The 21084-nt window shown below is 61.9% G+C and carries 21 protein-coding genes, 1 tRNA gene and 1 pseudogene; 20 read left to right on the plus strand and 3 right to left on the minus strand.

All coding sequences use genetic code 11. The features are described 5' to 3' along the window. The first annotated feature begins 1 nt into the window (after window position 1). The 6 genes from O987_RS22845 (at window position 2) to O987_RS22870 (ending at window position 8526) form a co-directional block, all read left to right on the plus strand. Window positions 2-223 carry a hypothetical protein gene (locus tag O987_RS22845; RefSeq protein WP_043374956.1) on the plus strand — a complete coding sequence of 74 codons (222 nt, stop codon included), beginning with the start codon at window positions 2-4 and terminating at the stop codon, window positions 221-223. Between the two features lie 11 nt (window positions 224-234). Next, on the plus strand, window positions 235-837 hold the full coding sequence (locus tag O987_RS22850; protein WP_003051756.1) for a GNAT family N-acetyltransferase: 603 nt from the start codon (window positions 235-237) through the stop codon (window positions 835-837). Window positions 838-855: 18 nt separating this feature from the next. After that, window positions 856-2043 carry a vWA domain-containing protein gene (locus O987_RS22855; RefSeq protein WP_003051754.1) on the plus strand — a complete coding sequence of 396 codons (1188 nt, stop codon included), beginning with the start codon at window positions 856-858 and terminating at the stop codon, window positions 2041-2043. Window positions 2044-2164: 121 nt separating this feature from the next. Further along, the gene (locus O987_RS22860; RefSeq protein ID WP_029158809.1) at window positions 2165-3955 is read left to right on the plus strand and encodes an autotransporter assembly complex protein TamA; all 1791 of its coding nucleotides are present in this window, start codon (window positions 2165-2167) and stop codon (window positions 3953-3955) included. A gap of 2 nt (window positions 3956-3957) precedes the next feature. After that, window positions 3958-8193 (plus strand): translocation/assembly module TamB domain-containing protein, encoded by a 4236-nt coding sequence (locus O987_RS22865; protein WP_043374958.1) that lies wholly within the window; start codon window positions 3958-3960, stop codon window positions 8191-8193. A 57-nt stretch (window positions 8194-8250) separates the two neighbouring features. Further along, the gene (locus O987_RS22870) at window positions 8251-8526 is read left to right on the plus strand and encodes a hypothetical protein (protein WP_043374964.1); all 276 of its coding nucleotides are present in this window, start codon (window positions 8251-8253) and stop codon (window positions 8524-8526) included. Between the two features lie 38 nt (window positions 8527-8564). Here the strand turns inward: O987_RS22870 and O987_RS22875 are convergent, their stop codons facing one another. Continuing rightward, window positions 8565-8840, minus strand: coding sequence for a metal/formaldehyde-sensitive transcriptional repressor (locus tag O987_RS22875; protein WP_003051743.1), 276 nt, complete (start codon window positions 8838-8840; stop codon window positions 8565-8567). 71 nt (window positions 8841-8911) lie between these two features. On the opposite strand from O987_RS22875, the gene dmeF reads away from it, so the two are divergent. The 3 genes from dmeF to O987_RS28960 all read left to right on the plus strand — a co-directional run bounded on the left by dmeF (window position 8912) and on the right by O987_RS28960 (window position 10472). Beyond that, window positions 8912-9871, plus strand: a complete 960-nt coding sequence (gene dmeF, locus O987_RS22880) for a CDF family Co(II)/Ni(II) efflux transporter DmeF (RefSeq protein WP_043374966.1) — start codon at window positions 8912-8914, stop codon at window positions 9869-9871. 51 nt (window positions 9872-9922) lie between these two features. After that, window positions 9923-9997, plus strand: a tRNA-Arg gene (locus O987_RS22885). Window positions 9998-10259: 262 nt separating this feature from the next. Then, window positions 10260-10472 (plus strand): hypothetical protein, encoded by a 213-nt coding sequence (locus O987_RS28960; RefSeq protein WP_144244966.1) that lies wholly within the window; start codon window positions 10260-10262, stop codon window positions 10470-10472. A gap of 310 nt (window positions 10473-10782) precedes the next feature. Here the strand turns inward: O987_RS28960 and O987_RS22890 are convergent, their stop codons facing one another. After that, window positions 10783-11793 carry a phage portal protein gene (locus tag O987_RS22890; protein WP_043374968.1) on the minus strand — a complete coding sequence of 337 codons (1011 nt, stop codon included), beginning with the start codon at window positions 11791-11793 and terminating at the stop codon, window positions 10783-10785. Beyond that, window positions 11790-13551: pseudogene (locus tag O987_RS22895) on the minus strand (terminase large subunit domain-containing protein). Before O987_RS22895 ends, O987_RS22890 begins: the two are co-directional and overlap by 4 nt. A 306-nt stretch (window positions 13552-13857) precedes the next feature. On the opposite strand from O987_RS22895, the gene O987_RS22900 reads away from it, so the two are divergent. The 11 genes from O987_RS22900 (at window position 13858) to O987_RS22950 (ending at window position 21019) form a co-directional block, all read left to right on the plus strand. Next, the gene (locus tag O987_RS22900) at window positions 13858-14682 is read left to right on the plus strand and encodes a GPO family capsid scaffolding protein (RefSeq protein ID WP_043374971.1); all 825 of its coding nucleotides are present in this window, start codon (window positions 13858-13860) and stop codon (window positions 14680-14682) included. A gap of 38 nt (window positions 14683-14720) precedes the next feature. Continuing rightward, on the plus strand, window positions 14721-15758 hold the full coding sequence (locus O987_RS22905; RefSeq protein WP_043374974.1) for a phage major capsid protein, P2 family: 1038 nt from the start codon (window positions 14721-14723) through the stop codon (window positions 15756-15758). A 74-nt stretch (window positions 15759-15832) separates the two neighbouring features. Then, window positions 15833-16687, plus strand: coding sequence for a phage terminase small subunit (gpM, locus tag O987_RS22910; protein WP_043374976.1), 855 nt, complete (start codon window positions 15833-15835; stop codon window positions 16685-16687). Window positions 16688-16803: 116 nt separating this feature from the next. Further along, window positions 16804-17295 (plus strand): head completion/stabilization protein, encoded by a 492-nt coding sequence (locus O987_RS22915; protein WP_051962322.1) that lies wholly within the window; start codon window positions 16804-16806, stop codon window positions 17293-17295. Window positions 17296-17297: 2 nt separating this feature from the next. Continuing rightward, on the plus strand, window positions 17298-17510 hold the full coding sequence (locus O987_RS22920; RefSeq protein WP_043374980.1) for a tail protein X: 213 nt from the start codon (window positions 17298-17300) through the stop codon (window positions 17508-17510). Between the two features lie 29 nt (window positions 17511-17539). Beyond that, entirely contained in the window at window positions 17540-18004 is a 465-nt protein-coding gene (locus O987_RS22925; RefSeq protein WP_003051710.1) for a hypothetical protein, read from the plus strand. Further along, window positions 18001-18576 (plus strand): glycoside hydrolase family 108 protein, encoded by a 576-nt coding sequence (locus O987_RS22930; RefSeq protein ID WP_043374984.1) that lies wholly within the window; start codon window positions 18001-18003, stop codon window positions 18574-18576. Before O987_RS22925 ends, O987_RS22930 begins: the two co-directional genes overlap by 4 nt. Further along, on the plus strand, window positions 18573-19061 hold the full coding sequence (locus O987_RS22935) for a lysis system i-spanin subunit Rz (protein ID WP_043374987.1): 489 nt from the start codon (window positions 18573-18575) through the stop codon (window positions 19059-19061). The genes O987_RS22930 and O987_RS22935 overlap by 4 nt, the downstream gene beginning before the upstream one ends. Continuing rightward, window positions 19058-19558, plus strand: coding sequence for a phage tail protein (locus tag O987_RS22940; protein ID WP_043374989.1), 501 nt, complete (start codon window positions 19058-19060; stop codon window positions 19556-19558). The genes O987_RS22935 and O987_RS22940 overlap by 4 nt, the downstream gene beginning before the upstream one ends. Then, window positions 19558-20019 (plus strand): phage virion morphogenesis protein, encoded by a 462-nt coding sequence (locus O987_RS22945; RefSeq protein WP_043374992.1) that lies wholly within the window; start codon window positions 19558-19560, stop codon window positions 20017-20019. Before O987_RS22940 ends, O987_RS22945 begins: the two co-directional genes overlap by 1 nt. A gap of 79 nt (window positions 20020-20098) precedes the next feature. Further along, the gene (locus tag O987_RS22950) at window positions 20099-21019 is read left to right on the plus strand and encodes a DUF2971 domain-containing protein (protein WP_043374995.1); all 921 of its coding nucleotides are present in this window, start codon (window positions 20099-20101) and stop codon (window positions 21017-21019) included. The last annotated feature ends 65 nt before the right edge of the window (window positions 21020-21084 follow it).

The raw sequence follows: 21084 nt of genomic DNA on the forward strand, positions 1-21084 counted from the left end.
CATGAGCACCGCACAACAACTGCTGCTGGAAGGCGGCTCCGACGCCGTCGGCTTTGTGGGCGGCGCCCTGCTGGGCTGGGGCCTGTCCCATGTACTGGGCCTTGATCTGTTCGCCCAGGGTTATGGCGCCGGCAGCATTGCCGCCATCGCCTTGGTGGGCCTCGGTGGCGGCCTCGGTCTCAAGTTGGCCCGATTCTGGCGCAGCAAGCGCAAATCTCTTTGAGTGAGCAAGCCATGACTTTTGTAGAAACCGTGACCCTGCGCGACCGCGGCGTGCGGCTGGAGCCGCTGGCCCTGAGCCATGAGGCGGGTCTGGCCGCAGCCGCTGCCGATGGAGAGCTGTGGAAGATTCGCGTGACTTCCGTGCCCGAGCCTGGCGAGGTGCGCAGCTATATCGAGGCCGCGCTGCTGGGCCGTGACCAGGGCCACCGCTTTGCATTCGCCGTTCTCGACGATGCCAGCGGCAAGGTACTGGGCACGACCAGCTATCACGACATTGTTCCCGCCATTCGCCGCGTGGAGATTGGCTACACCTGGTATGCCAAAAGCGTGCAGCGCACTCACGTGAACACCTCGGCCAAGCTGCTGCTGCTGGCCCATGCCTTCGGTACGCTGGGGTGCCATGTGGTGGGCTGGCGCACGGACAATTTCAACTTCGCCAGCCAGCGCGCCATCGAGCGCCTGGGTGCCAAGAAAGATGGTGTGATCCGCGGCCATGCGCTGCGCCGCGACGGCACGATTCGCGACACCGTGATGTACAGCATGCGCAGTGGCGAGTGGCCTGAAGCCCGTGCACAACTGCTGTATCTTCTGGAGCAACATGCACCCGCTGCATAAGCGCTGGAGGCATTTTTCATGCTGATCGATTTTTTCTATACCCTGCGTGCAGCCAAGCTGCCTGTGTCGGTCAAGGAGTTTCTGGCCCTGCTGGAAGCCCTGGACGCAGGCCTGATCGGCCCCAAGAGCGAGGATCGCTGGAGCCTGGACGACTTCTACCACCTGGGCCGAACCATTCTGGTCAAGGACGAGAAGCACTACGACAAGTACGACCGCGCTTTTTCCGCCTATTTCAAGGGCGTGGAGATGCTGGCCGACCTGACCAAGGAAATTCCGCAGGACTGGCTGCAAAAGCTGCTGGAGCGCGAACTCAGCCCCGAGGACAAGGCCAAGATCGAAGCCATGGGCTGGGACGAGCTGATGGAAACGCTCAAGAAGCGCCTGGAAGAGCAGAAGGAGCGCCACGAGGGCGGCAACAAATGGATCGGGACAGGCGGTACCAGCCCCTTCGGCCATGGCGGCTACAACCCAGCAGGCATACGCATTGGCGGGCCGGGCCGCAACAAGAGTGCCGTCAAGGTCTGGGAGCAGCGCGCCTACCGCGACTATGACGACACCCAGGAACTGGGCACGCGCAATATCAAGGTCGCGCTACGCCGTCTGCGCAAGTTTGCGCGCCAGGGCAGCGAGCTGGAGCTGGATCTGCCGGACACCATCCGTTCCACGGCAGCCAATGCGGGCTATCTCGACATCAAGATGATTCCCGAGCGGCACAACAATGTGAAAGTGCTGCTGCTCATGGACGTGGGCGGCACCATGGACGAGCATATCCAGCGTGTGGAGGAGCTTTTCTCGGCCGTGAAGAGCGAGCTCAAGCATCTGGAGTTCTATTACTTCCACAACTGTGTCTACGACTTCATGTGGAAAAACAACCGCCGCCGCTTTGCCGAGAAGTTTCCGACCTGGGACATCATTCGCAAGTACAACAAGGACTACAAGCTGATCTTTGTCGGCGATGCGACCATGAGCCCCTACGAAATCCTTCAGCCCGGCGGCTCGGTCGAGTACATGAACGAGGAGCCCGGTGCCGAATGGCTGCAGCGCCTGACGAATGCCTTCCCGCACTTTGCCTGGATCAATCCGGAGCCCCAGGGCGTATGGCAGTACCGCCAGAGCATCAGCATCATCCAGCAGTTGATGGGCGACCGCATGTACCCTTTGTCGCTCAAAGGCTTGGAAGACGCCATGCGCATGCTGTCAAAATAGGGCCATGCCCCAGACCTTGCCCTTGAAAAAGCCGGCCTTGAGGCCGGCTTTGCTTTTGGGAGCCGCCTTGCTCCTCAGCGGCTGCAGCCTGCTTGCCCCCAAAGACAAAGAAGCCGAAGCCATGGGTATCGATACCAGCGGCCCGCCGGCCTTCACACTGGAAGTCGATGCCCCCAAGCAGATCCGCACGCTGCTGGAGCAGCATCTGGAACTCAAGCGTTTTCGCCACCAGCCCGATCTGCAGCGCCGCGAGCTGACACGCTTGCTGGGTGCAACCGATGCCAATGTGCGCGAGCTGATCGGCACCCTGGGCTATTTCAGCCCCACAGTGACTGTCGAGCTGACCGATACCCCCGAGGAAGAGGCACCACGCAAAGTGGTGGTCAAGGTCGACCCAGGCCCGCCCACCATCATTGAAAAATCCGAGGTGCGTTTTACCGGCGTCAATGCCAGCGACGAGCTGGGAACCTCGCAGCGCCTGCAGATCGAGGAAACCTGGCCGCTGCAGGCTGGCGAGCAATTCTCGCAATCGGCCTGGAGCAGCGCCAAGAGCGGTGGTCTCAAGGAGCTGCAAAAGCGCCGCTACCCGCTGGCACGCATAGATACCAGTCTGGCCGATGTGGATGCCGACACCAACAAGGCACAGGTCAGCGTGAGTTATGCCCCCGGCCCTGCCTATACCTTCGGTCCGCTGCAGATTGATGGCGCCGAGCGCTACGACCCGGTGCGCACGGCCCGCATCGCGCGCCTGCCCGAGGGCCAGGAATACGATCTGCAAAGCATGCTCGATGCCCAGCAGCGCCTGGTCAGCAGCGGCTATTACGATTCGGTATTTCTTTCTCTGGCCGACTCCCCGCAACAGGCCACCACCGAGGCTGAACGTGACGAGCAGCGCAAGAGCCAGGGCGCAGCCATCACCTCGCCCGTGATTGCCAAGGTGCGCGAAGCCAAGCTGCAGAAATGGGTGTTCGGTGTGGGCCTGAGCACGGATACCGGACCGCGCCTGTCCATCGACCACACTTACAACAAGGTGCCCGGTCTGAACTGGCGTGCCGTCAGCAAGCTGCAGCTGGACAGGAAGAACCCGCTGATCTCCACCCAGCTGGTCGGCCTTCCCGGCGAGGATCTCTGGCGCTGGTTTGCCAGCGGCAAGCTCGAGCGCGCACCTGCGGGCGACTTCTACACCAACAGTGCGCAGATGCGCTTTGGCCGCTCCAAGGCCGAAGACCGCATAGAACGCAATATGTACCTGCAGTACGACTATGCCAAGACCCAGGGTGCAGGCGCTCCGCCCGGTGCCTCCTCGTTGCTGGCCAACTATGGCTGGACGGCCCGCTATTTCGACAACAATCTGCTGCCGACCTCGGGCTTTGGTCTGGCCCTGGAAGCCGGTGCAGGCACCACGCTGACGCCGCAGCGCTCGCCGTTCGGGCGCCTCACGGGCCGCTGGCTCAGCCTGATACCGCTGGGCGAGCGAGACGAGGAAACCAGGCGCCGCAGCCGTCTGCAGATCAAGGCCGGAGTGGGCGCCGTCATGGCCAAGAAAGATGTGGATCTGCCCACCACCATCATGTTCCTCACTGGTGGCGACAACACGGTGCGCGGCTATGGCTATCAATCGATTGGCGCACGCACCGACAACGGCCGCGTGATTGCCGGCCGCTATCTGGCCATGGGCAGTGTGGAGTGGCAGCGGCCCATCACCATCAAGGGCAATACGCAGGACTTCGAGCACGCCGTCTTTATCGATGCAGGTACGGTCGGCGACGATATCAACCGGCTCTACACCCGCGTCGGCTTTGGCACCGGCATCCGCTGGAAAAGCCCGGTCGGTCCGATTCAAGCAGATCTCGCCTGGGGCGCTCAGGAGCAGCAACTGCGCCTGCACCTGCGCCTGGGCTTCACGTTTTAAGCATGGCAGAACAAGACACACCCCCCAGCGGCAAGACCTCCTCCCCAACCCCCAGACGGCGCCGCTGGTTGCGAGCACTGGGCTGGGCGGTTGCGGCTGTCCTGCTCACGCTGGCACTGGCACTTGGCAGCCTGCTGTGGTGGATTGGCAGGGATGACTCCCTCAACCAGACGCTGCAGCGCGTGGCGGGCTGGCTGCCCGCCGACCAGAGCCTGGTGGCCAAGGAGGTCACGGGCAGCGTCAAGAACGGCGGCCGTATCGGCTGGCTGAAATGGCAAAGCCCGACCATGCAGGTCGAGGTCAATGAAGCACAGATCGGCTGGCAGTTCAGACCTTTGCTGCTGTCCCGTACGCTCAAGCTGGGCGAAGTCCATATCGCCGAGTTGCGCATTGCCAGCACCCCCGACCCCGACAAACCCGCCAGCGAACCACTGCAGTCGCTGACCCTGCCGGTGAAGATAGAGCTGCCCTTCAGGATCGATCAGATCATCTGGCAAGGCCCGCCTGAAGCCGTGGTTCAGGACCTCCGCGGTCGCTATGAATACACGGGCACAGACCATGAACTCAAGGTCAGCAGCCTGCGTTTTGCCCAGGGCGCCTACCAGGCCCAGCTGAAGCTGCAGGGGGCGGCCCCCATGGCCTTGCAGGCCGAAGCAACAGGCGATGTGCAAGTGCCCAATCCGCTGGACAAAAGCGCTGACGCTCTCAGCACCATTGCCGTGCAGGCCAAGGTGATGGTCGAAGGCACGCTGGCCACCGACGCGGCCAGACTGGCGATCAAGGCCAATGCCAGCGCTGAAGCATCGGCCCCCGACCCGGGAGCTCAAGACCCGCAGGCAACCAAGCCGAAGCAAGACAGGAGCGGGGGGGCGCCCGAAGCAGCAACGGCAGCGGCAAGCCCCATGCAGGCCGATGTGGAGGCCAGCATCATGCCCTGGCGCAGCCAGCCGCTACTGGCAGCCAAGGTCCGGCTCCAGAATCTAGATGTCTCGGCTTTCTGGCCTCAAGGGCCACGCACCCTGTTGACCGGCCAGTTGCAGGCTGGCCCAGACGAGACCGTTCCCACAGCTGCGAACCTGGAAGCGCAGCCCTGGCTGCTCAACACCCGTTTCAGCAACGCACTGCCCGGCCCCTGGGACAGGCAGCGCCTGCCCGTGACCGAGCTGACAGCCCGAATCGATTTCGATGGTCAGCAATGGCAGGTTGGCGACTCCCGTATCCAGATTGGCAAGGGCCATATCGCACTCGGCGGTCAGTTCACTCCGAGCACCCGGTTGTTCGAAGGCCTGGCCACGGTGGAACAGCTCAACCCGGCCGATCTCTACAGCACTCTGGAAGCCTCGCCCTTGCAGGGCCGGATCAGTGCCAGGGCCGTGCAGGCCGATGTCGACAGCAGCGATCCAGCAGCCAGCAAGATAGTGTTTGACGCCAACCTGCAGGCGGCAGGCAGCAAGCGCGACAGCCGGGCGCTGCGCATTCAGACCCTGGCTGCCAGCGGCCAGTGGCAGGCCCCGCAGTTGCAGCTGGAAAAGCTGCAGCTGCAAGCCCTGCAGGCCAGCGTCGATGCCAGGTCCGTGGAGTTCAATACCGAAACCCAGCAGGCCAAGGCCAGGCTCAAGGTCGTCGCTCCCGGTGCGCAACTGAGCATCGAAGGGCAGATGGGCCCGGCCAGCGGCGCTGTCCAAAGCCAGCTGCAGCTCGGCTCCATGAGCACGCTCACGCAATGGCTGCGCAAGCTGCCGGGCGTCAAGGACCCGCTGGGCGGTGCGCAGCTTGATGGCAGCGCAGATTTGCAACTGGCCCTGAAGGGCGGTTGGGAAAATCTGCTCAAGCGCCTGAGCGCCGCCCATGGTGCGGCCACTCCCGCCAGCGACTTGCAGATTCAGGCCAAGCTGCGCGCCGAGAAAATCCGCTATCTGCCCGTCGGCACCGCAGCCGAGCAGAGCACCGTCCTGCCTGCGCTGGCACTGAGCATTGACGGCAGCCCCGAAAATGCCAAGGTCGGCCTGACCGCGCAGGCCCAGCAAGCCGGCAAGAGCATTCATCTCGACACCGCTTTGCAGGCCGGCCTGGCCAGCGGCAAGGGCATGGCCCCGCTGGACTGGCAGGCCAGCCTGGAAAAGCTGCAGGCCCAGCTCACCCCCGACAAGAGCAAGCCCGGCCCCTGGGTCGTGCAGCTTCAGCCCGGTGCCCCCGTCCAGATCCAGCAGCGCACCAGCGGCAGCACGGTACTCAGCACCGTCTACCAACTCAGCGCCGGCAAGCTGCAGATCACGCCTCCGAAACTGGACCTCAGGCGTACCAGCAGCGAGCCACTGCCTCCCGCCCAGCTGACATGGGAGGCGAACTCCGTCACCCGTAGCGGCAGCGGCCAATGGGGTGTGCGCAGCGCAGGGCAGGCACTTGGAATTCCACTGGCCTGGGTCGATGCCTTCAGCCTGGGCGATGACGATCCGCCACTGGAAGCCGCTGGGATTTCCGGCGACCTGAGCTTCAACGCGCGCTGGAACCTGGACACCCTGGGCAAGGATCTCAAGGCCGATCTCACGGTCGAGCGCGCCACAGGCGATCTGCGGCTGGCGGTGGACGATGGCTCCAGCACCACCGTCATCCAGACCACCGGCCCCACTGCCACACGCGCCGGCGGCACGCGCACGCGCCAGATCGGCGGCGCAGGCATGCGCTCGCGCATCAAGGACATGCGCCTCAACGTGCAGGCCCAGGGCAGCCAGGTCAACGCCAAACTGCTTTGGGACAGCGAGCGCGCAGGCAAGCTCAGTGCCGACCTGCGCACCCAGCTCAGCTACCAGCAAGACGGCTGGACGCTACCCGCCACAGCGCCTCTGTCCGGTCAGCTGCACGCCAACATGCCCGACATGGGGCTATGGTCCTTGTTTGCGCCACCAGGCTGGCGCATTCAGGGCAGCTTGGCTGCGGATGCCAGCATCAGCGGCACCTTGCAGGACCCCAAGTGGCAGGGCGATATCAAGGCCGATGGGCTCAACATCGTGTCCTTGCTCGATGGCGTGGACCTGCGCGACGGCATTCTGCGCGCCAAGCTGCAAGGCACCAGACTGGACATCACCGAACTGCGCCTCAAGGGCGGCAAGGGCAGCCAGGCGCGCATTTTGGGCTATAGCGGCAATCTGACCCGAGCTCCCGAAGACGGCGGCCAGCTGAACGGCTCGGGCTATGTCCAGTTCACACCACCGGGTACGGGGGCCGAATCGGGCCTGAGCATGAATCTGCAGGCCAAGGCCAGCAAGCTGCAAGTCCTGGTGCGCGCCGACCGTCAGGTCAGCGTCTCCGGCGATCTGCAGGCCCGGCTGGAGCAAGGCCAGTTCACGCTGCGCGGCGACCTGACGGTCGACAGAGCCTCCATCATCCTGCCCGAAGAATCCGCGCCATCGCTGGACAAGGATGTGGTGGTGCGCTCGGCGGCATCGCGCAAGGCCGAAGAGGAGGATCGCCAGCGTAGCGAACAACAGGCCCGCAAGGAGCAGGCCCGCGCCACGCCGCGCAAGGTGCCAGACATTCTCGTCAAGCTCGACATGGGACGTGACTTTGCACTGCAGGGCTTTGGCATCACCACGCGACTGCTGGGCCAGCTTGAAGTGCGAGGTGCCAGCTACATCGGCGGCCCGCCCAGCGTGACCGGAGAAATCCGTACCGAGGAAGGCCGCTACCGCGCCTGGGGACAGTCGCTGAATGTGGAAACCGGGCTGATCCGCTTCAACGGCCCCTACAACAACCCCTCGCTGGACATACTAGCGCTGCGCCCGAATATTGCCGTCAAGGCCGGTGTGCAGGTGCTGGGCACAGCCAGCGCGCCACGCGTGCTGCTGTACTCGGACCCGGCCCTGCCCGACGCGGAAAAACTCTCCTGGGTAGTCATGGGCCGTGACCCTGCCTCCGGCGGGGCCAGCAGCGCCCTGCTTCAGCAGGCCGCCATGGCCTTGCTGGCTGGCGGCAACAGCTCCAGCGGCAAGATTGCGGGCAGCCTGGGGCTCGATGAAGTCGGCTTCAAAGGCGGCGGGGATGGCACTGATGCAGCGGGCGCTGCGCTGACCATGGGCAAGCGCATCTCGGACAAGCTCTATCTGACCTACGAGCAGAGCCTGTCGGGAGCCATGGGCATCATCTACATCTTCTACGACCTGTCTCGCAGCGTCACCTTGCGCGCTCAGACCGGCATGACCAGCGCCATGGACATCGTCTATACCGTTCGCAAGGATTAAGCATGAAATATGCCTCCAGCCCTTTACTGGTAAGCGATAACAGCTATCAGTTCTGAAATGCCACGCAGCCGCACTGCGCTAGAGCAAGCCGCTGGCAAGCTCATACTTCGCATCCAGCAGGAATGGATGCAGGAGCTGGGCGAGCCTGCGGCCGCAGACAGCGAGCAGGTCATGAACCGTGCTCATGACCTGCTGCTGGCCGCATCGGCCCGCCAGCCCGGCCTCGGGCTGCAGCAGCAGTCGATCGAAGAATTTCTGGGCAGGCAATGGCTGCACGGCCATCCTGGCGTGCAGCCATTCGTCAATGATCTGGCGGCACTGGTGCAGTCCTGATCCATCTATTCAGGCCCTCAGCGGCCTGTTTCCACACCTTATTTGACGTAGGAACGCAGCACCTTCACGACCAGCTCCAGGTCCTGTTCACGCTGCTCGGCCGTTGCAGCTTCGGCACCCAGGTGCTCGCGCATATGGCCTTCTAGCACCTCCAGCATCAAGCCATTGACGGCCCCGCGCACGGCTGCCAATTGCTGCAGCACCACGCCACAGTCCTGCCCCTCTTCCAGAGCCCGCTCCAGAGCCTGCGTCTGCCCCTTGATGCGGCGGATGCGCGCGAGCAACGGTTTTTGATTCGAAACGGTATGCGACATATGCAGGAATTGTAGTTCTCATGCCGGCATGGAAAATATACTGGGGTAGAGTATATGAAAAGAAGCCAATCATGACCTCATGCACCGACTCCCCCTTATCCCGGCAACACTCCCACAGCTTTGATCAGGGCAATCCGCTGGGCGAAAAAAATGCCAAGCTGGCGATGCTGCTGACGCTGGCCATGATGGTGCTGGAAATCACCGCCGGCTATTACCTCAACTCCATGGCCCTGCTGGCCGATGGCTGGCATATGAGTTCACACGCTCTGGCACTGGGCCTGTCCGTCAGCGCCTATGCCGCGGCGCGCAAGCTGGCCAATGACAGGCGCTTCAGTTTCGGCACCTGGAAGATAGAAATCCTGGCGGGATACACCAGCGCCATCTGCCTGCTGCTGGTTGCCGCCCTGATGGCTTTTGAATCCATACAGCGCCTGCTGTCTCCGGCCACCATTCAATACCAGCAGGCCATAGGAGTGGCAACTCTTGGCCTGCTGGTCAATCTGGCTTGTGCCTGGCTGCTCAAGGATGGCCATCACCATCACCACGGCCACAGCCATGAGTCCCACCACGATCATCACCATGAACACGACCATGCGCATGGCGACCTGAACCTGCGCTCGGCCTATCTGCATGTGATTGCCGACGCGGCCACATCAGTCATGGCTATCGCAGCCCTGCTGGGCGGCATGATGCTGGGGCTGGCCTGGCTGGATTCGGTCATGGGCCTGGTCGGCTCCGTGATGGTCGCTGCGTGGGCCTTCAGTCTGCTGCGCGATAGCAGCCGCGTGCTGCTCGATGCCGAAATGGATGCCCCCGTCGTGCAAGAGGTACGTGATGCCATCGCGCAAGGCCCGCAGCCCGTCAACATCACTGACCTTCATGTCTGGCGCGTGGGCAAGAATCACTATGCCTGCATCATCGCAGTCGAGGGCGCTGCCACCGTCACCCCCGACTACATTCGCCAGCTGCTGTCGGTACACGAAGAACTCACCCACGTCTCTGTCGAAGTCAACCGCACAGAGCCGGCATAAATACGTCGGTTGAAATCAGCAAGCTGGTAACGCAGGTAGAATCCAGCGTCCCTCCCCGTAGTTCAATGGATAGAACGGTCGCCTCCTAAGCGACAGATACAGGTTCGATTCCTGTCGGGGGGACCAGTAACGCATTGATTTTTAATGAGTCCTGGTGGAAACGGGACATAAGTGGGACATTTCCCGCTTTTGACCCTCAGACTTTGACAAACGCAGGCCGTCTTGAACGGCGCTGCGTTTTTTTTCGTCCCGACTTCTGCCCAGCTCTGGCAGTCGCGTCGCCATGAGGCGGCGCCTGTAGATGGCCCTGATATAAAAAAGATAGCGTTTGCTTACACAGTAATCTGCGGAATATACTGTACACACATACAGTATCTGTTAGGTAGCTATGGCGGCAAAGAACTCAGCAAATGAGCAATTTCAGAATGAGATTGATGATGTGAGCGCATCTGTTCAGGCGCTTTGCGAACTGCTTGCCGCCGCTCAGAACGCCAAGGTAAGCGCCGCCTGCGTGCATGCAATCCTCAAGCCCATGGCTCGCCGGCTGGATGTCGTCGCAAGCACTGCGGCAGATGCGCGGCTTGTGCTGAAAACCTCGTAATTTCCCGTAATACAAAATGCAGCCTAGATGCCATGCATTGCGTGCATTGGCGCGGCTTAGGGGTGGATCGACCCGGTAGTAATTTGCGCTCCACGAAGCGGGCAGGCGCGGCGGGGGCGTCATGGCGCGCCACGGGGTTGAGGGAGCGGCTTCGGGTCTGGGCTGCAGGCCTGGGTCATGGGTGAAACGGGGCCGGGAATGCCACAAATCGCGGCCTGGGCGCGCGCGGGAGACTATGCAAGGGGGTGGCAGGGTGCTGATGCAAAAAAGGGCGCCTAGGCGCCCTGATGCTCTCGGGGGTGGATCGGCTTTAGGTTTCGCTGCCCGTCCGGGGTGCAAACCTCACAATGTCCATGCCTGCCCACTCGTTGAGTGTCTCAAAAAGCCCCTGCAGCGGGACTATTTCATTCTCGTAAAACACCTGCAGGGACTGGCTGGCATTACCGAAGCCGCCCGTGTTGTTGGGGATGATGCCCAGCAGTCCAGGCGGAACGCGATGCGCGGCCAGCACATCGTCCTTGCTCGCGTTCTTGATAGCGCTGAAATCATCCTTGGCGGCAATCTCGCTCACGGGTATCAGCTTGAGGCCTTCGGGCTTGCCGCCTGGGGCGTGGACAAACAAATTGCGGAAGTTGCCCGGCCCCTTGGACTTGCGCAGCTGCTCGCGCAGCTTCTCCACATCTCCATTGCTCACCGCGCTGTCGCTGAGGTACATGATGAAACCAGCGTGGCTGCCGTTCTCGTAGTAGCGGCGCCGGAAGACCGTGGCCGACTCATTCAGCAGCGCCGACTGCAACGCGCTCAGGTACTCGGGCAGGCCGTACAGCTCCTGATTAATGTCAGGCTCGCGCAGATGGAAGACGGAGCCAGGCACAAACTCATGCTCTTCGCGCCAGTTGGGCACGTAGAAATAGCGCTTCTCCTGGCCCCGGCGCATGTACCGGCTCAGCGAATGTTCAAAACGCATGGTGCGGCCGGACAGCGCGCGGCGTGCTTCAAGGTATCCATTGCCGAACACTAGAAAGTCCGTGGCCCAGGCCTTGAAGGTTTCGCGCGACATCATCGGGTGCGGGATAAAACTCGATGTCAACAGGTTGCGTTTCAGGTAGATCGCAGAGCTGTGGTGCGGCGATGCCCGGAAGGCATCGGCCAACCCATCAAGCGGAAACGGCGGCTCATACCAGCGGCCGTTAAACATTGCTTCCACGTAGTCCAGCAGGCGCAGCCGACTGACCGGCTCGGGGTCCCCGAAGGAGAAAACCTCTACCTGCCCTCCCTGTGTTTCAGCCTTGGCCATGGGGGTGGGATTCTTTTTGGTCATTCGTATACCTCTACAGATGAGCTGCCGCCGTGGACATCCCCGGCGAGTGATTCGTTATCCAGTGCGTGCATGACCGCCCAGGCCAGATCGGCGTGGCCGATGTCGTCCGAGCGGCCGGACTGATAGGTGACATGGCGCTGGCTGGGCGTCAGCACCTTCTTGATGGCCATGAATGCGGCGGCCACATCGGTGCAGTCGGCGTCCATTTCCAGGCGGCCCTTGCTGATGACCTGTTTGGCCTTGAGCACCAGCCGAGCCTTGAGCGCCAAGTCGTAGTGATAGGCCCGCGCCTGCGGGTAGAACTTGATGACGTTCTGATAAACGCCCTGGCCCAGGCCCGTGGTGTCGATGCCCATGAACGTGACGTTGTACCTCTCAGTAATGCTGCGTATGTACTCGGCCTGGGCCTCAAAATCAGCGCCCCGGAACTGCTGGCGGTGCAGAAGACGGAACTTGCCGCCCGGCACCTTGGGCGGTGCAATCACCACCAGGGCGGCCGTGTCGCCGGTAAACGAGGGGTCATAGCCAACCCACACCGGCTGCCACGCAAATGGGCGCGCGGCGAGAGGCTTGAAGTCGTCGGCCCATGCCTCCCACGAATCCACCATGCACGCCTGCATCATCTGCAGCGTGAACTGTGAATTGCTGTCGTCGATGAATTCGCAGCGGAAGAGATTGGCAAACTCGTCGTCCGGGTACTCGTCCAGCAGCTCGGCCAAGTCAAACAGATTGCAGCCCAGGCGCAGCGCGTCATCAATAGTCACGATGTGGCGGAATCGACCATCAGCGCAGCGCAGGCCGTTGGCCAGCGCCTTGTGGCTCAGGTCAATCTGCACATGCTTGGCTTTGTCCCGCCCCCCGGTTGCGGTCCTCGCCGGTCCAGAACGAATAGGCCTCATGGCTCTTTGCCGATGGAGTGCTGAAATAGGTCTTGCGCCAATGCTTATGCGTGGCCATGGCGCTGGCCACCTTGTTGAGTTCCTTGAAATTGCCCGTCCAAAAGAACTCATCGAAATAGAAATCCCCGCTGCGGCCCTGGGCCGTCTTGGCATTGGTGCCCAAGAAATGCAGCTCGGCGCCATTCCACAGCACCATGGGATCGCCGCCCAGGTCTACCCCCACTTCATTGGCAAAAGCCACCATGTAGTTTTTGAACTGGTGCGCCTGGGCCTTGGATGCGGACAGAAAAATCTGATTGCGCCCTTCGAGCACCGCACGAATCAAGGCTTCGCGGGCAAAGTAGTAGGTGGCTCCAATCTGGCGCGACTTGAGCAGAATGCGCGTGCGCTCCTTCTGGGCCTCAAACCATCGGTTTTGATACCCAAAATTTCCCGCGTGGAATATCTCAAGCAACTGCTCTGTCTGCTCGGGCGTGAACTCGTTGCGCTTGGGTTTGCGCTTCGGGGCGGCATTGCGGCGGGCAATGTTGGGGTTTAGGTCCCCTTCCTTGCCGGTTTCTTGGTAGCGCTCCACCCGTGCGGTGCGCTCCAGCTGGCGGCCGAGCAGGTCAATTTCCTTGAAGTCGCCGCCCGTCTTCTCGTCTTTCATGATGAGCTGCACCATGCGCAGCTCAAGCGCGCCGTTCACGCGATCGAGCGGCGTGAACTTGTCCCACTCTTCCGCATCGCGCCAGCCGTAAAGCGTGGTTGCCGGAACGCCCAGCTTTTCCGCTATCAGCTTGGGCCGCCAGCCCTGCCAGTACAGATACCGCGCCACCTGTTTGGGCTGCGAGCTATTGGCCAGCACGGCCTCCTGCATGGCGCTGCCCTGCTCCTGAGCCTGGGCGAGCACGAGCGCACCGAAATCAGCGCCCTTCTTTTTGGCGGCTTTGGCCTGTGGCTGCTCGCCTGCAGCAAATGGGGCGCAGTCATCCCCGGTCGGTTTCTTTCGTGCCATGGCAGGCAGTTTTCCGGGCGGGCTCCATCTAAACCAGCACGCGATTACGTCCACCGCGCCGCCACAACGACACCAGCGTGACGCGGCGCAGGCCGCTGGACACCATGAGAACTCACCGCTAACTCATCGCCGGACACCGGCAAACCCATCAGCGAGGCTCATCCATCCATGTCCAAGAAATCCCGCTTCTTCCGCGTCGCCGTCGAAGGCGCCACCTCTGACGGCCGCACCATCGACCGTGACTGGCTGCTGCAGATCGCCAAGCACTACAACCCCAAGGTGTACGGCGCCCGCGTCAACATGGAGCACATCCGCGGCTATGGCCCTAACAGCGACTTCCGCGCCTATGGCGATGTGCTGGCCGTCAAGACCGAAGAGGTGGACATCGGCGGCCAGAAGAAGCTGGCTCTGCTCGCCCAGATCGATGCCACCGATGAACTGGTCGAACTGAACAGGCGCCGCCAGAAGCTCTACACCTCTATCGAGGTCCGCCCCAGCTTTGCCGATAGCGGTGAGGCCTATCTGGTCGGTCTGGCCGTCACCGACAACCCCGCCAGCCTGGGCACCGAAATGCTGGAGTTCGCTGCCAAGAACCCGGACGCCAACCCCTTCAAGCACCGCAAGGAACAACCCGACGATGTGTTTTCCGTGGCCGAGCCTCTGGCTCTGGAGCTGGAAGACGAAAGCGCCGGCATCGTGGCCAGCTTCAAGGCCAGCATTGCCGCCGCCGTGGCCAAGTTCACCGGCAAGGAAGTCACCGACGACGCCCGTTTTGCAGCTGTGGCTGATGGCTTTGGCGAGCTGGGCGACAACTTCTCCAAGCATGTCCAGGCCGCACAAGCCTCCCAGGTCAAGACAGACCAATCGCTGCAGGCCATGAGCGCGGACATCGACAAGCTCAAGCAGCAGTTCGCCAAGCTGGACAACACCGAAGCCCCCAACCGCCGCCCCGTGGCCAGCGGCGGCGCCGGTCAGCAACAGACCGATTTCTGACCCACCTGCCAAATCCGTCCCACTTCAAGGAACCATTCATGCGCAACGAAAGCCGCCAAAGCTATAACGAATTTCTCGGCCGTGTGGCCCAACTCAACGGCGTCAGCACCGCCGACACCGACAAGGCCTTTGCCGTCGCCCCCAGCGTCCAGCAAAAGCTGGAAAACGCCATGCAGGAGTCCAGCGAATTCCTGCAGCGCATCAACATCGTCCCCGTGGATGAGATGCAAGGCGAAAAGCTCGGCCTGTCCCTGTCCGGCCCCATCGCCAGCCGCACCAACACCGCCGACAAGGACCGCCAAACGCGCGACCTGACCGGCATCAGCGCGCGCGGCTACCACTGCCAGCAGACCAACTACGACTCGCACCTGAAATATGCGCTCATCGACGCCTGGGCCAAGTTCCCCGACTTCCAGGTCCGTGTTGCGCGCATGCTGGCCCACCGTCAAGCACTGGATCGCATGTGCATCGGCTTCAACGGCGTATCCATCTCGCCAGATACCAACCTTGCGGCAAATCCCTTGCTGCAGGATGTGAACAAGGGCTGGCTGCAGAAGCTACGTGAAGAAGCGTCCGAGCGCGTCATGAACGAGGGCAAGGTTGCGGGCAAGGTTGTCATCGGCCCTGATGGCGACTTCAAGAATCTGGACGCCGCGGTCTTTGATGCCCGCCAGTTGCTGGACCCCTGGCATCGCAACAATCCCCAGCTGGTCTGCATCCTGGGTGACAAGCTGATGCACGACAAGTACTTCCCGCTGGTCAACACCACCCAGGCCCCCAGCGAAACCCTGGCAGCAGACATCGTTATGAGCCAAAAGCGCGTGGGCGGTCTGCAGGCCGTGCAAGTGCCGTTCTTCCCCGAGAACGGCCTGCTCATCACCACGCTGGACAACCTGTCCGTGTACTGGCAGCGCGGCGGCCGTCGCCGCTACATCGTGGAGAACCCCAAGCGCAACCGCGTGGAGGACTACCAGTCCAGCAATGACGACTACGTAGTGGAAGACATCGGCCTCGCGTCCATGGTCGAAAACATCGAAATAGTAGAACCCCAGAAAGTCGAAGGCACAGAACCCTAAGCCTAAGCCAAGCTGGGCCGCCGCAAGACCCTATCAGGCGGCGGCCTCTCTCCGCAACTACCGGAAAACGCATCATGCAACTCACCCCCGCACAGCGCCACCGCGCCCGCGTGCTGGCTGCGAAGGCTCAGGCTGAAAGTCCGTTCGGCATCGAGGTCCAGGGCAGCGAATACGAGCTGATGATGGCCAAGCTGGCCACAGACAAGCGCACGCTCAAGAATATGGAATCGGTACAGCTCAAGCGCCAAGCCAAGGCCGCCATGCTGCCCGACTACCTGCCCTGGATCGAGGGCGCATTGACCAATGGCAAGGGCGCCAAGGATTTGGTCCTCACCACCACCATGGTCTGGGCTATTGACGCCGGGGCTTACGGCCTGGCATTGCGCATGGCCGCCTATGCCGTGCAGCACACGCTACCCCTGCCCGACCAGTACCACCGCAGCACGGCCGCCCTGCTCATGGACGAGTTTGCGGGCGCCTACCTGGGCGGCCAGTGGAATCCCATCAAGCCGGACCCCAGCGGCATGGTGCCGGACGACACCCACCCGGCCGAGCACCTGACGGCCGTGGATGGCATCACGCAAAGCCTGGATGCCCCCGACCAAGCCCGCGCCAAGCTCTACAAGGCCACGGCCTATGCCATGTTGGGCAAGGTCCAGACCGCCGAAGAACCGGCGCTGGACGACATCCCCCAGGAAACCCTGGTCGGCGTCCAGGCGCTGCTGGCCCAGGCTCTCAAGCTGGACACGCAAAGCGGCGTCAAAAAGGACATGGAGCGCATCGAGCGCAAGCTGCGCGCCCTGGCAGCACCACCCCAGGCAGACGGCGCCGAGGCCCCCGCCGCACCAGCAGCTGCAACTGCCACTGCTGCCCCTGCACCACGCAAACGAGCCGCCCCCGCCAAGCCCGCAGCCAAGAGCAAGCGCTAAACCCACCGAGCACAGCCCCCGTGCTGGGCGGCTCGCAGGGCCGCGCGAAGGCTTTGGCCTACCGCAACGCCCTGCGACCACCGCCCACTACGTTGGCACCACACCAGCCCAGCACCATGACCATGATTGCCAACGCGCCGCCCATCATCGTGACCGACCCGCCCAGCAGGCCGCCCATTACGGGGGTGCTGGACGCTGGCGGCTTCTGGCCTCACATCGACCTCGCCAAGCTGCGCGACAGCGTGGACGTGGACGGCTCCGTAACTGCTGGCCGCCTCACCCACGCTGCTGCAAATGCCCTGGCTAGCGTCATAAAGGACCTGAGCAACTGGGCCGCCGCGCAAGCTGCTGCCGGGTTCGATGCGCTTTCCTCTGTCCCGGCCATCGCCATCAACGGCACCAGCGTCAACGTGTTGTGCTTTGAGCGTGCTGTTTACGCCTATGCCAAGGCGGACTTGATCGAGCGCTACGCCGGCGCAGACGCCACCGGCCGCACCGAGCCCGGCGATGAGCGCCGCGAGCTGCAGGCCAGCGACTACCGCGCTGACGCATTGCGCGCCGTGCGCGACATCCTGGGCGTGGCCCGCATGGAATCGGAGCTGATCTAGCCATGACCATCACCGTCCAGGCACAGCAAGGGGACACCGTGGACATGCTTTGTCTTCGCCAACTAGGCACCACTGCAGGGGTGACAGAAGCCACCTATGCATTGAACCCAGGTCTTGCCGCGCTTGGTCCCGTTCTGCCACTAGGTCGGCGGGTCATCCTGCCCGACCCGCCAACCGCCCCCACCGCACCTAAAACCATTTCCCTGTGGGACTGACGCCTACTCAACCAAACCACTTCACTGCCATGTCTGAACCCACCTCTGCTGTCGGCACCTTCGCGGGCTACAAGCTCGCCCTCTTCTCCTTGCCGGTCATTGCCAGCCTGATTGCCTTCTGGCTGGGCCTGCGTTTCGTGCCGCTTCGCAGCACCGACCCGCGCGGCGATCTGCTTAACCGCGTGCTGGCCTGCTTGGTCAGCGGCTTTGTGCTCGGCGTGCCCGCGCTGGTGCTGCTCATGCAGCACTGGCCGGGCATCTTTGAGGCTGGGATGCGACTTGCCACCATGGCCGCCGTACCGTCCATTGCGGGCTTTTTCATCATTACCGGCTGCGTGCTGGTGGTCTGCTCCATCCCTGGCCCGTGGATCGTCGCTGGCGTCTTCCTCTGGCTCAAGCGCAGCGAAGGCCAGACCATCACCGAAATGGCCGACCAGCTGCGTGGTGACATTGCGGGCCATGGCGCTGCGGGCCGCAAGGGGGGTGCCGAATGAGCGCCGTCACCTACATCAATGAATTAATCGAGCGTGAGGGCGGCTACGTCAACGACCCCAAGGACTCGGGCGGCGAAACCAAATTCGGTATCACCGTGGCCACGGCTCGCGCCTACGGCTACACCGGCCCCATGCGTGACCTGCCTCACGCCACAGCGCAAAGCATCTACCTGCGCCGCTACTGGGTGGAGCCAAAGTTTCATCTGGTCGATGAGGTCTACCCGGCTCTAGCGGAATGCCTGCTGGACTTCGGCGTCCTGGCCGGACAGAAGACTGCTGCAGCTCAGTTGCAGCGGGTGCTGAATGTGCTCAACCGCCAGCAGGCCGACTATGACGACCTGGAAGATGATGGCCGAATCGGCACCATCACCCTGGCCGCCCTGCGTGCTTTCCTCAAAAAGCGCGGGCGTGAAGGCGGTGGCGTGCTCTTTGGCATGGTCGTTGCCCGCCAGTCCGTGTACTTGCAGGAGCTGGCCGAGCGCCGCCCCAAAGACGAGGCCTTTCAATACGGCTGGCAGCTCAATCGCGCCCTGGGTGAATTCCTGGGCGGCAAACCATTCCTGCCAGCATGACGCCCGCCAGCATCATGACCACCCTCGCCCGGCTGGTCGTGCCCATCGCCCTGCTGCTTCTGCTCTACGCCGTGGACCAGCGCGCGGAAGAACGGGGCATACAAAAGGCACAGGCCCAGCACAGCGCCGCCACTGTCCAGCGCCTGGAGTTCTCCATCGAGCGCAGCGGCCAACTTGCTGGGCAGCTCGGCCAACTGCTGGACCGTAACCAACTGGAAAAAGCTGATGCAAAGATTGCCTTTGATCGCCTTGACTCTGACCTGCGCAGTGGCGCTTTGCGCCTGTCAGTCCGCACCGCCACCCAGCCGGGAGGCAATCACGGTGCCGCCGCTGGGCCTGTCCAAGCGAGAGCCGACATTGACCCAGCGGATGCTGCAGCTCTTGTCCGCATCACCGAAGACGGCGACAACGCAATCAGGGACCTCAACACCTGCCTTGACGGCTACGCCCAAGTAATGCGCCAAGCCAACGGGGGGCAGCCATGAAGAAGCCGCAATCACTGCGCAACTTCCTTGCGGGCGCCATCCCTGAGCTGCAGACCGACCCGCAGCGGCTCAAGATGTTTGTGGAGTCCGGCAACATGGTGGCGCGCAGCGGCGAAACGCTTTCCTTTGAATACCGCTTCACGGTGCGCCTCATCATGCTGGACTTCGCGGGCAATATGGATCTGTTCGCGGTTCCCATCCTGGCCTGGCTCAGCAGCTACCAGCCGGACCTGCTGCAGAACAAGGAAAGGGCCGCCAAGGGTCTGCGCTTTGATGTGGAAGTCCTGGCCAACGACAAAGTGGACCTTGTGATCGAGGTGGACTTGACCGAGACAGTCATCGTCAAGGAAGACAAGGACGACCAAGGCCGCCAGCGCCTGACCGCAGAACACAGGGGCGAGATATACAGCCCCAAGCCCTACGCAACCGGCGACTACAGCCTTTACCTGGGCGGCAAGATCGGCGCAGAGTGGCACCAGACACAAGGGCTTGACTGATGGCCGACGCCCTGGAGCAGCTCGCAGAGTGGGCCACGCCATTGCTGCAGCGCATGGAGCCGGCAGGCCGCAAGGCCGCCATGCTGGAGGTGGCCACCTATCTGCGCAAAAGTCAGGCCCAGCGCATCGCTGACCAGCGCAACCCGGACGGCTCGCCTTATGAGCCACGCCGCCCGCGCGAGCAGTTGGCCAAGCGCCAGGGCGCCATTCGTGGGCAAATGTTCATGGGGCTGCGCAAGGCTCGCAACCTGCAGCGCAAGGCCACCGCAGACATGGCCAGCGTGGCCATGAATCCCCGCGTGTCCTACGTGGCCCGCGTCCATCACTACGGCCTGCGCGACAAGGTAGACCGCCGCGACCGCAACAGCCCTGTCGTGAGGTACGCAAGCCGCGAGCTGCTGGGCTACACGCAGCAGGAAATCAAGGACATTGAGGACATCCTTATGCAGCATACGACCTAAGCAAATGGCATCCTATGGCGAGAATCCGTCCCTATGAGGGGAAGGTATCATTCGCAGCTAAATAAATGAGTAAAGGCGAATGATGGAGTGGTTCAAGGAGTTTAGTGAGTACCTTTTCCCAGAAGATTCCAGAAATTTGAGAATTGAGGATGCTTTCGCTTTAAAACACAAACATATTCCCAGCCGGCTTTTTAAGTATCGATCTGCGGATGGGTACTCAATAAAGAACTTAAGAGATGGAACCGTTTGGTTGGCCCATCCTTCTAGCTTCAATGACCCATATGACTGCCATATCTTTGTCAATTCAGACAAAGCTGGTGGCACATCCATGCCGCCCGATTTCCGGGATATGTTTGCTAAGCCAATCTATGAACTGCTGGAAGCCAGAGTTGCTGCAGGTGAGCGACCTTTGAAGGCTGCTAGAGAAGTATTGTCAAAGGCAATGTCTCCTGAGCAGCTGGCTGCTTTTGATGAGCTTCTTGCCGAGTGCGATAGAGCGTTTGGCAAGGACTTAGAGACGCTAAAAGACTCTTACAGAGCCTGTTCCTTCTCTGCTCGCCTTGATTCAATGTTGATGTGGTCACACTACGCAGATCAGCACAAGGGCTTCTGCATTGAGTACATGGTGAGTGATTTACCGCCATCCGATTACTGCAATCGGTTTATGTATCCCGTCATTTATCAAGACGAGGTTTTTGATGCATCGACTGTCATGAAATCCGGAGAGCACTACAACAATCTTCGGCCTACTCAGATTGCCCTAGTGAAAGCTGCAGACTGGAAATACGAAGAGGAGTGGCGGCTGGTACTCGATCATGGATTTATTAAAGAACATGGTGCTCCATTCAGGATGCCCACACCCAAAGCTGTCTACCTCGGCTCTTTGATCAAAGAGCAAGACGCGACCGATATCAAGGAAATTTGTGCTGAAAAAGGGATACCTGTCTTCCATGTGGAGCACGACAGGCATCGCTTCCGAATGACGCCGAGGGCTATTTAAGGCTGAGAAGCGGGATGCTCAAAAGCTGCATGACTGAGATGGGGCGTTAGCAAAGCGAGTAAAAA

It is taken from the genome of Comamonas testosteroni TK102 (assembly GCF_000739375.1).
Lineage (GTDB): Bacteria > Pseudomonadota > Gammaproteobacteria > Burkholderiales > Burkholderiaceae_C > Comamonas > Comamonas brasiliensis.

Coding starts and splice junctions, on each gene's coding strand:
- O987_RS22845 (WP_043374956.1), top strand. CDS start 2: ATGAGCACCGCACAACAACTGCTGCTGGAAGGCGGCTCCGACGCCGTC.
- O987_RS22850 (WP_003051756.1), top strand. CDS start 235: ATGACTTTTGTAGAAACCGTGACCCTGCGCGACCGCGGCGTGCGGCTG.
- O987_RS22855 (WP_003051754.1), top strand. CDS start 856: ATGCTGATCGATTTTTTCTATACCCTGCGTGCAGCCAAGCTGCCTGTG.
- O987_RS22860 (WP_029158809.1), top strand. CDS start 2,165: ATGGGTATCGATACCAGCGGCCCGCCGGCCTTCACACTGGAAGTCGAT.
- O987_RS22865 (WP_043374958.1), top strand. CDS start 3,958: ATGGCAGAACAAGACACACCCCCCAGCGGCAAGACCTCCTCCCCAACC.
- O987_RS22870 (WP_043374964.1), top strand. CDS start 8,251: ATGCCACGCAGCCGCACTGCGCTAGAGCAAGCCGCTGGCAAGCTCATA.
- O987_RS22875 (WP_003051743.1), bottom strand. CDS start 8,840: ATGTCGCATACCGTTTCGAATCAAAAACCGTTGCTCGCGCGCATCCGC.
- dmeF (WP_043374966.1), top strand. CDS start 8,912: ATGACCTCATGCACCGACTCCCCCTTATCCCGGCAACACTCCCACAGC.
- O987_RS28960 (WP_144244966.1), top strand. CDS start 10,260: ATGGCGGCAAAGAACTCAGCAAATGAGCAATTTCAGAATGAGATTGAT.
- O987_RS22890 (WP_043374968.1), bottom strand. CDS start 11,793: ATGACCAAAAAGAATCCCACCCCCATGGCCAAGGCTGAAACACAGGGA.
- O987_RS22900 (WP_043374971.1), top strand. CDS start 13,858: ATGTCCAAGAAATCCCGCTTCTTCCGCGTCGCCGTCGAAGGCGCCACC.
- O987_RS22905 (WP_043374974.1), top strand. CDS start 14,721: ATGCGCAACGAAAGCCGCCAAAGCTATAACGAATTTCTCGGCCGTGTG.
- gpM (WP_043374976.1), top strand. CDS start 15,833: ATGCAACTCACCCCCGCACAGCGCCACCGCGCCCGCGTGCTGGCTGCG.
- O987_RS22915 (WP_051962322.1), top strand. CDS start 16,804: ATGACCATGATTGCCAACGCGCCGCCCATCATCGTGACCGACCCGCCC.
- O987_RS22920 (WP_043374980.1), top strand. CDS start 17,298: ATGACCATCACCGTCCAGGCACAGCAAGGGGACACCGTGGACATGCTT.
- O987_RS22925 (WP_003051710.1), top strand. CDS start 17,540: ATGTCTGAACCCACCTCTGCTGTCGGCACCTTCGCGGGCTACAAGCTC.
- O987_RS22930 (WP_043374984.1), top strand. CDS start 18,001: ATGAGCGCCGTCACCTACATCAATGAATTAATCGAGCGTGAGGGCGGC.
- O987_RS22935 (WP_043374987.1), top strand. CDS start 18,573: ATGACGCCCGCCAGCATCATGACCACCCTCGCCCGGCTGGTCGTGCCC.
- O987_RS22940 (WP_043374989.1), top strand. CDS start 19,058: ATGAAGAAGCCGCAATCACTGCGCAACTTCCTTGCGGGCGCCATCCCT.
- O987_RS22945 (WP_043374992.1), top strand. CDS start 19,558: ATGGCCGACGCCCTGGAGCAGCTCGCAGAGTGGGCCACGCCATTGCTG.
- O987_RS22950 (WP_043374995.1), top strand. CDS start 20,099: ATGATGGAGTGGTTCAAGGAGTTTAGTGAGTACCTTTTCCCAGAAGAT.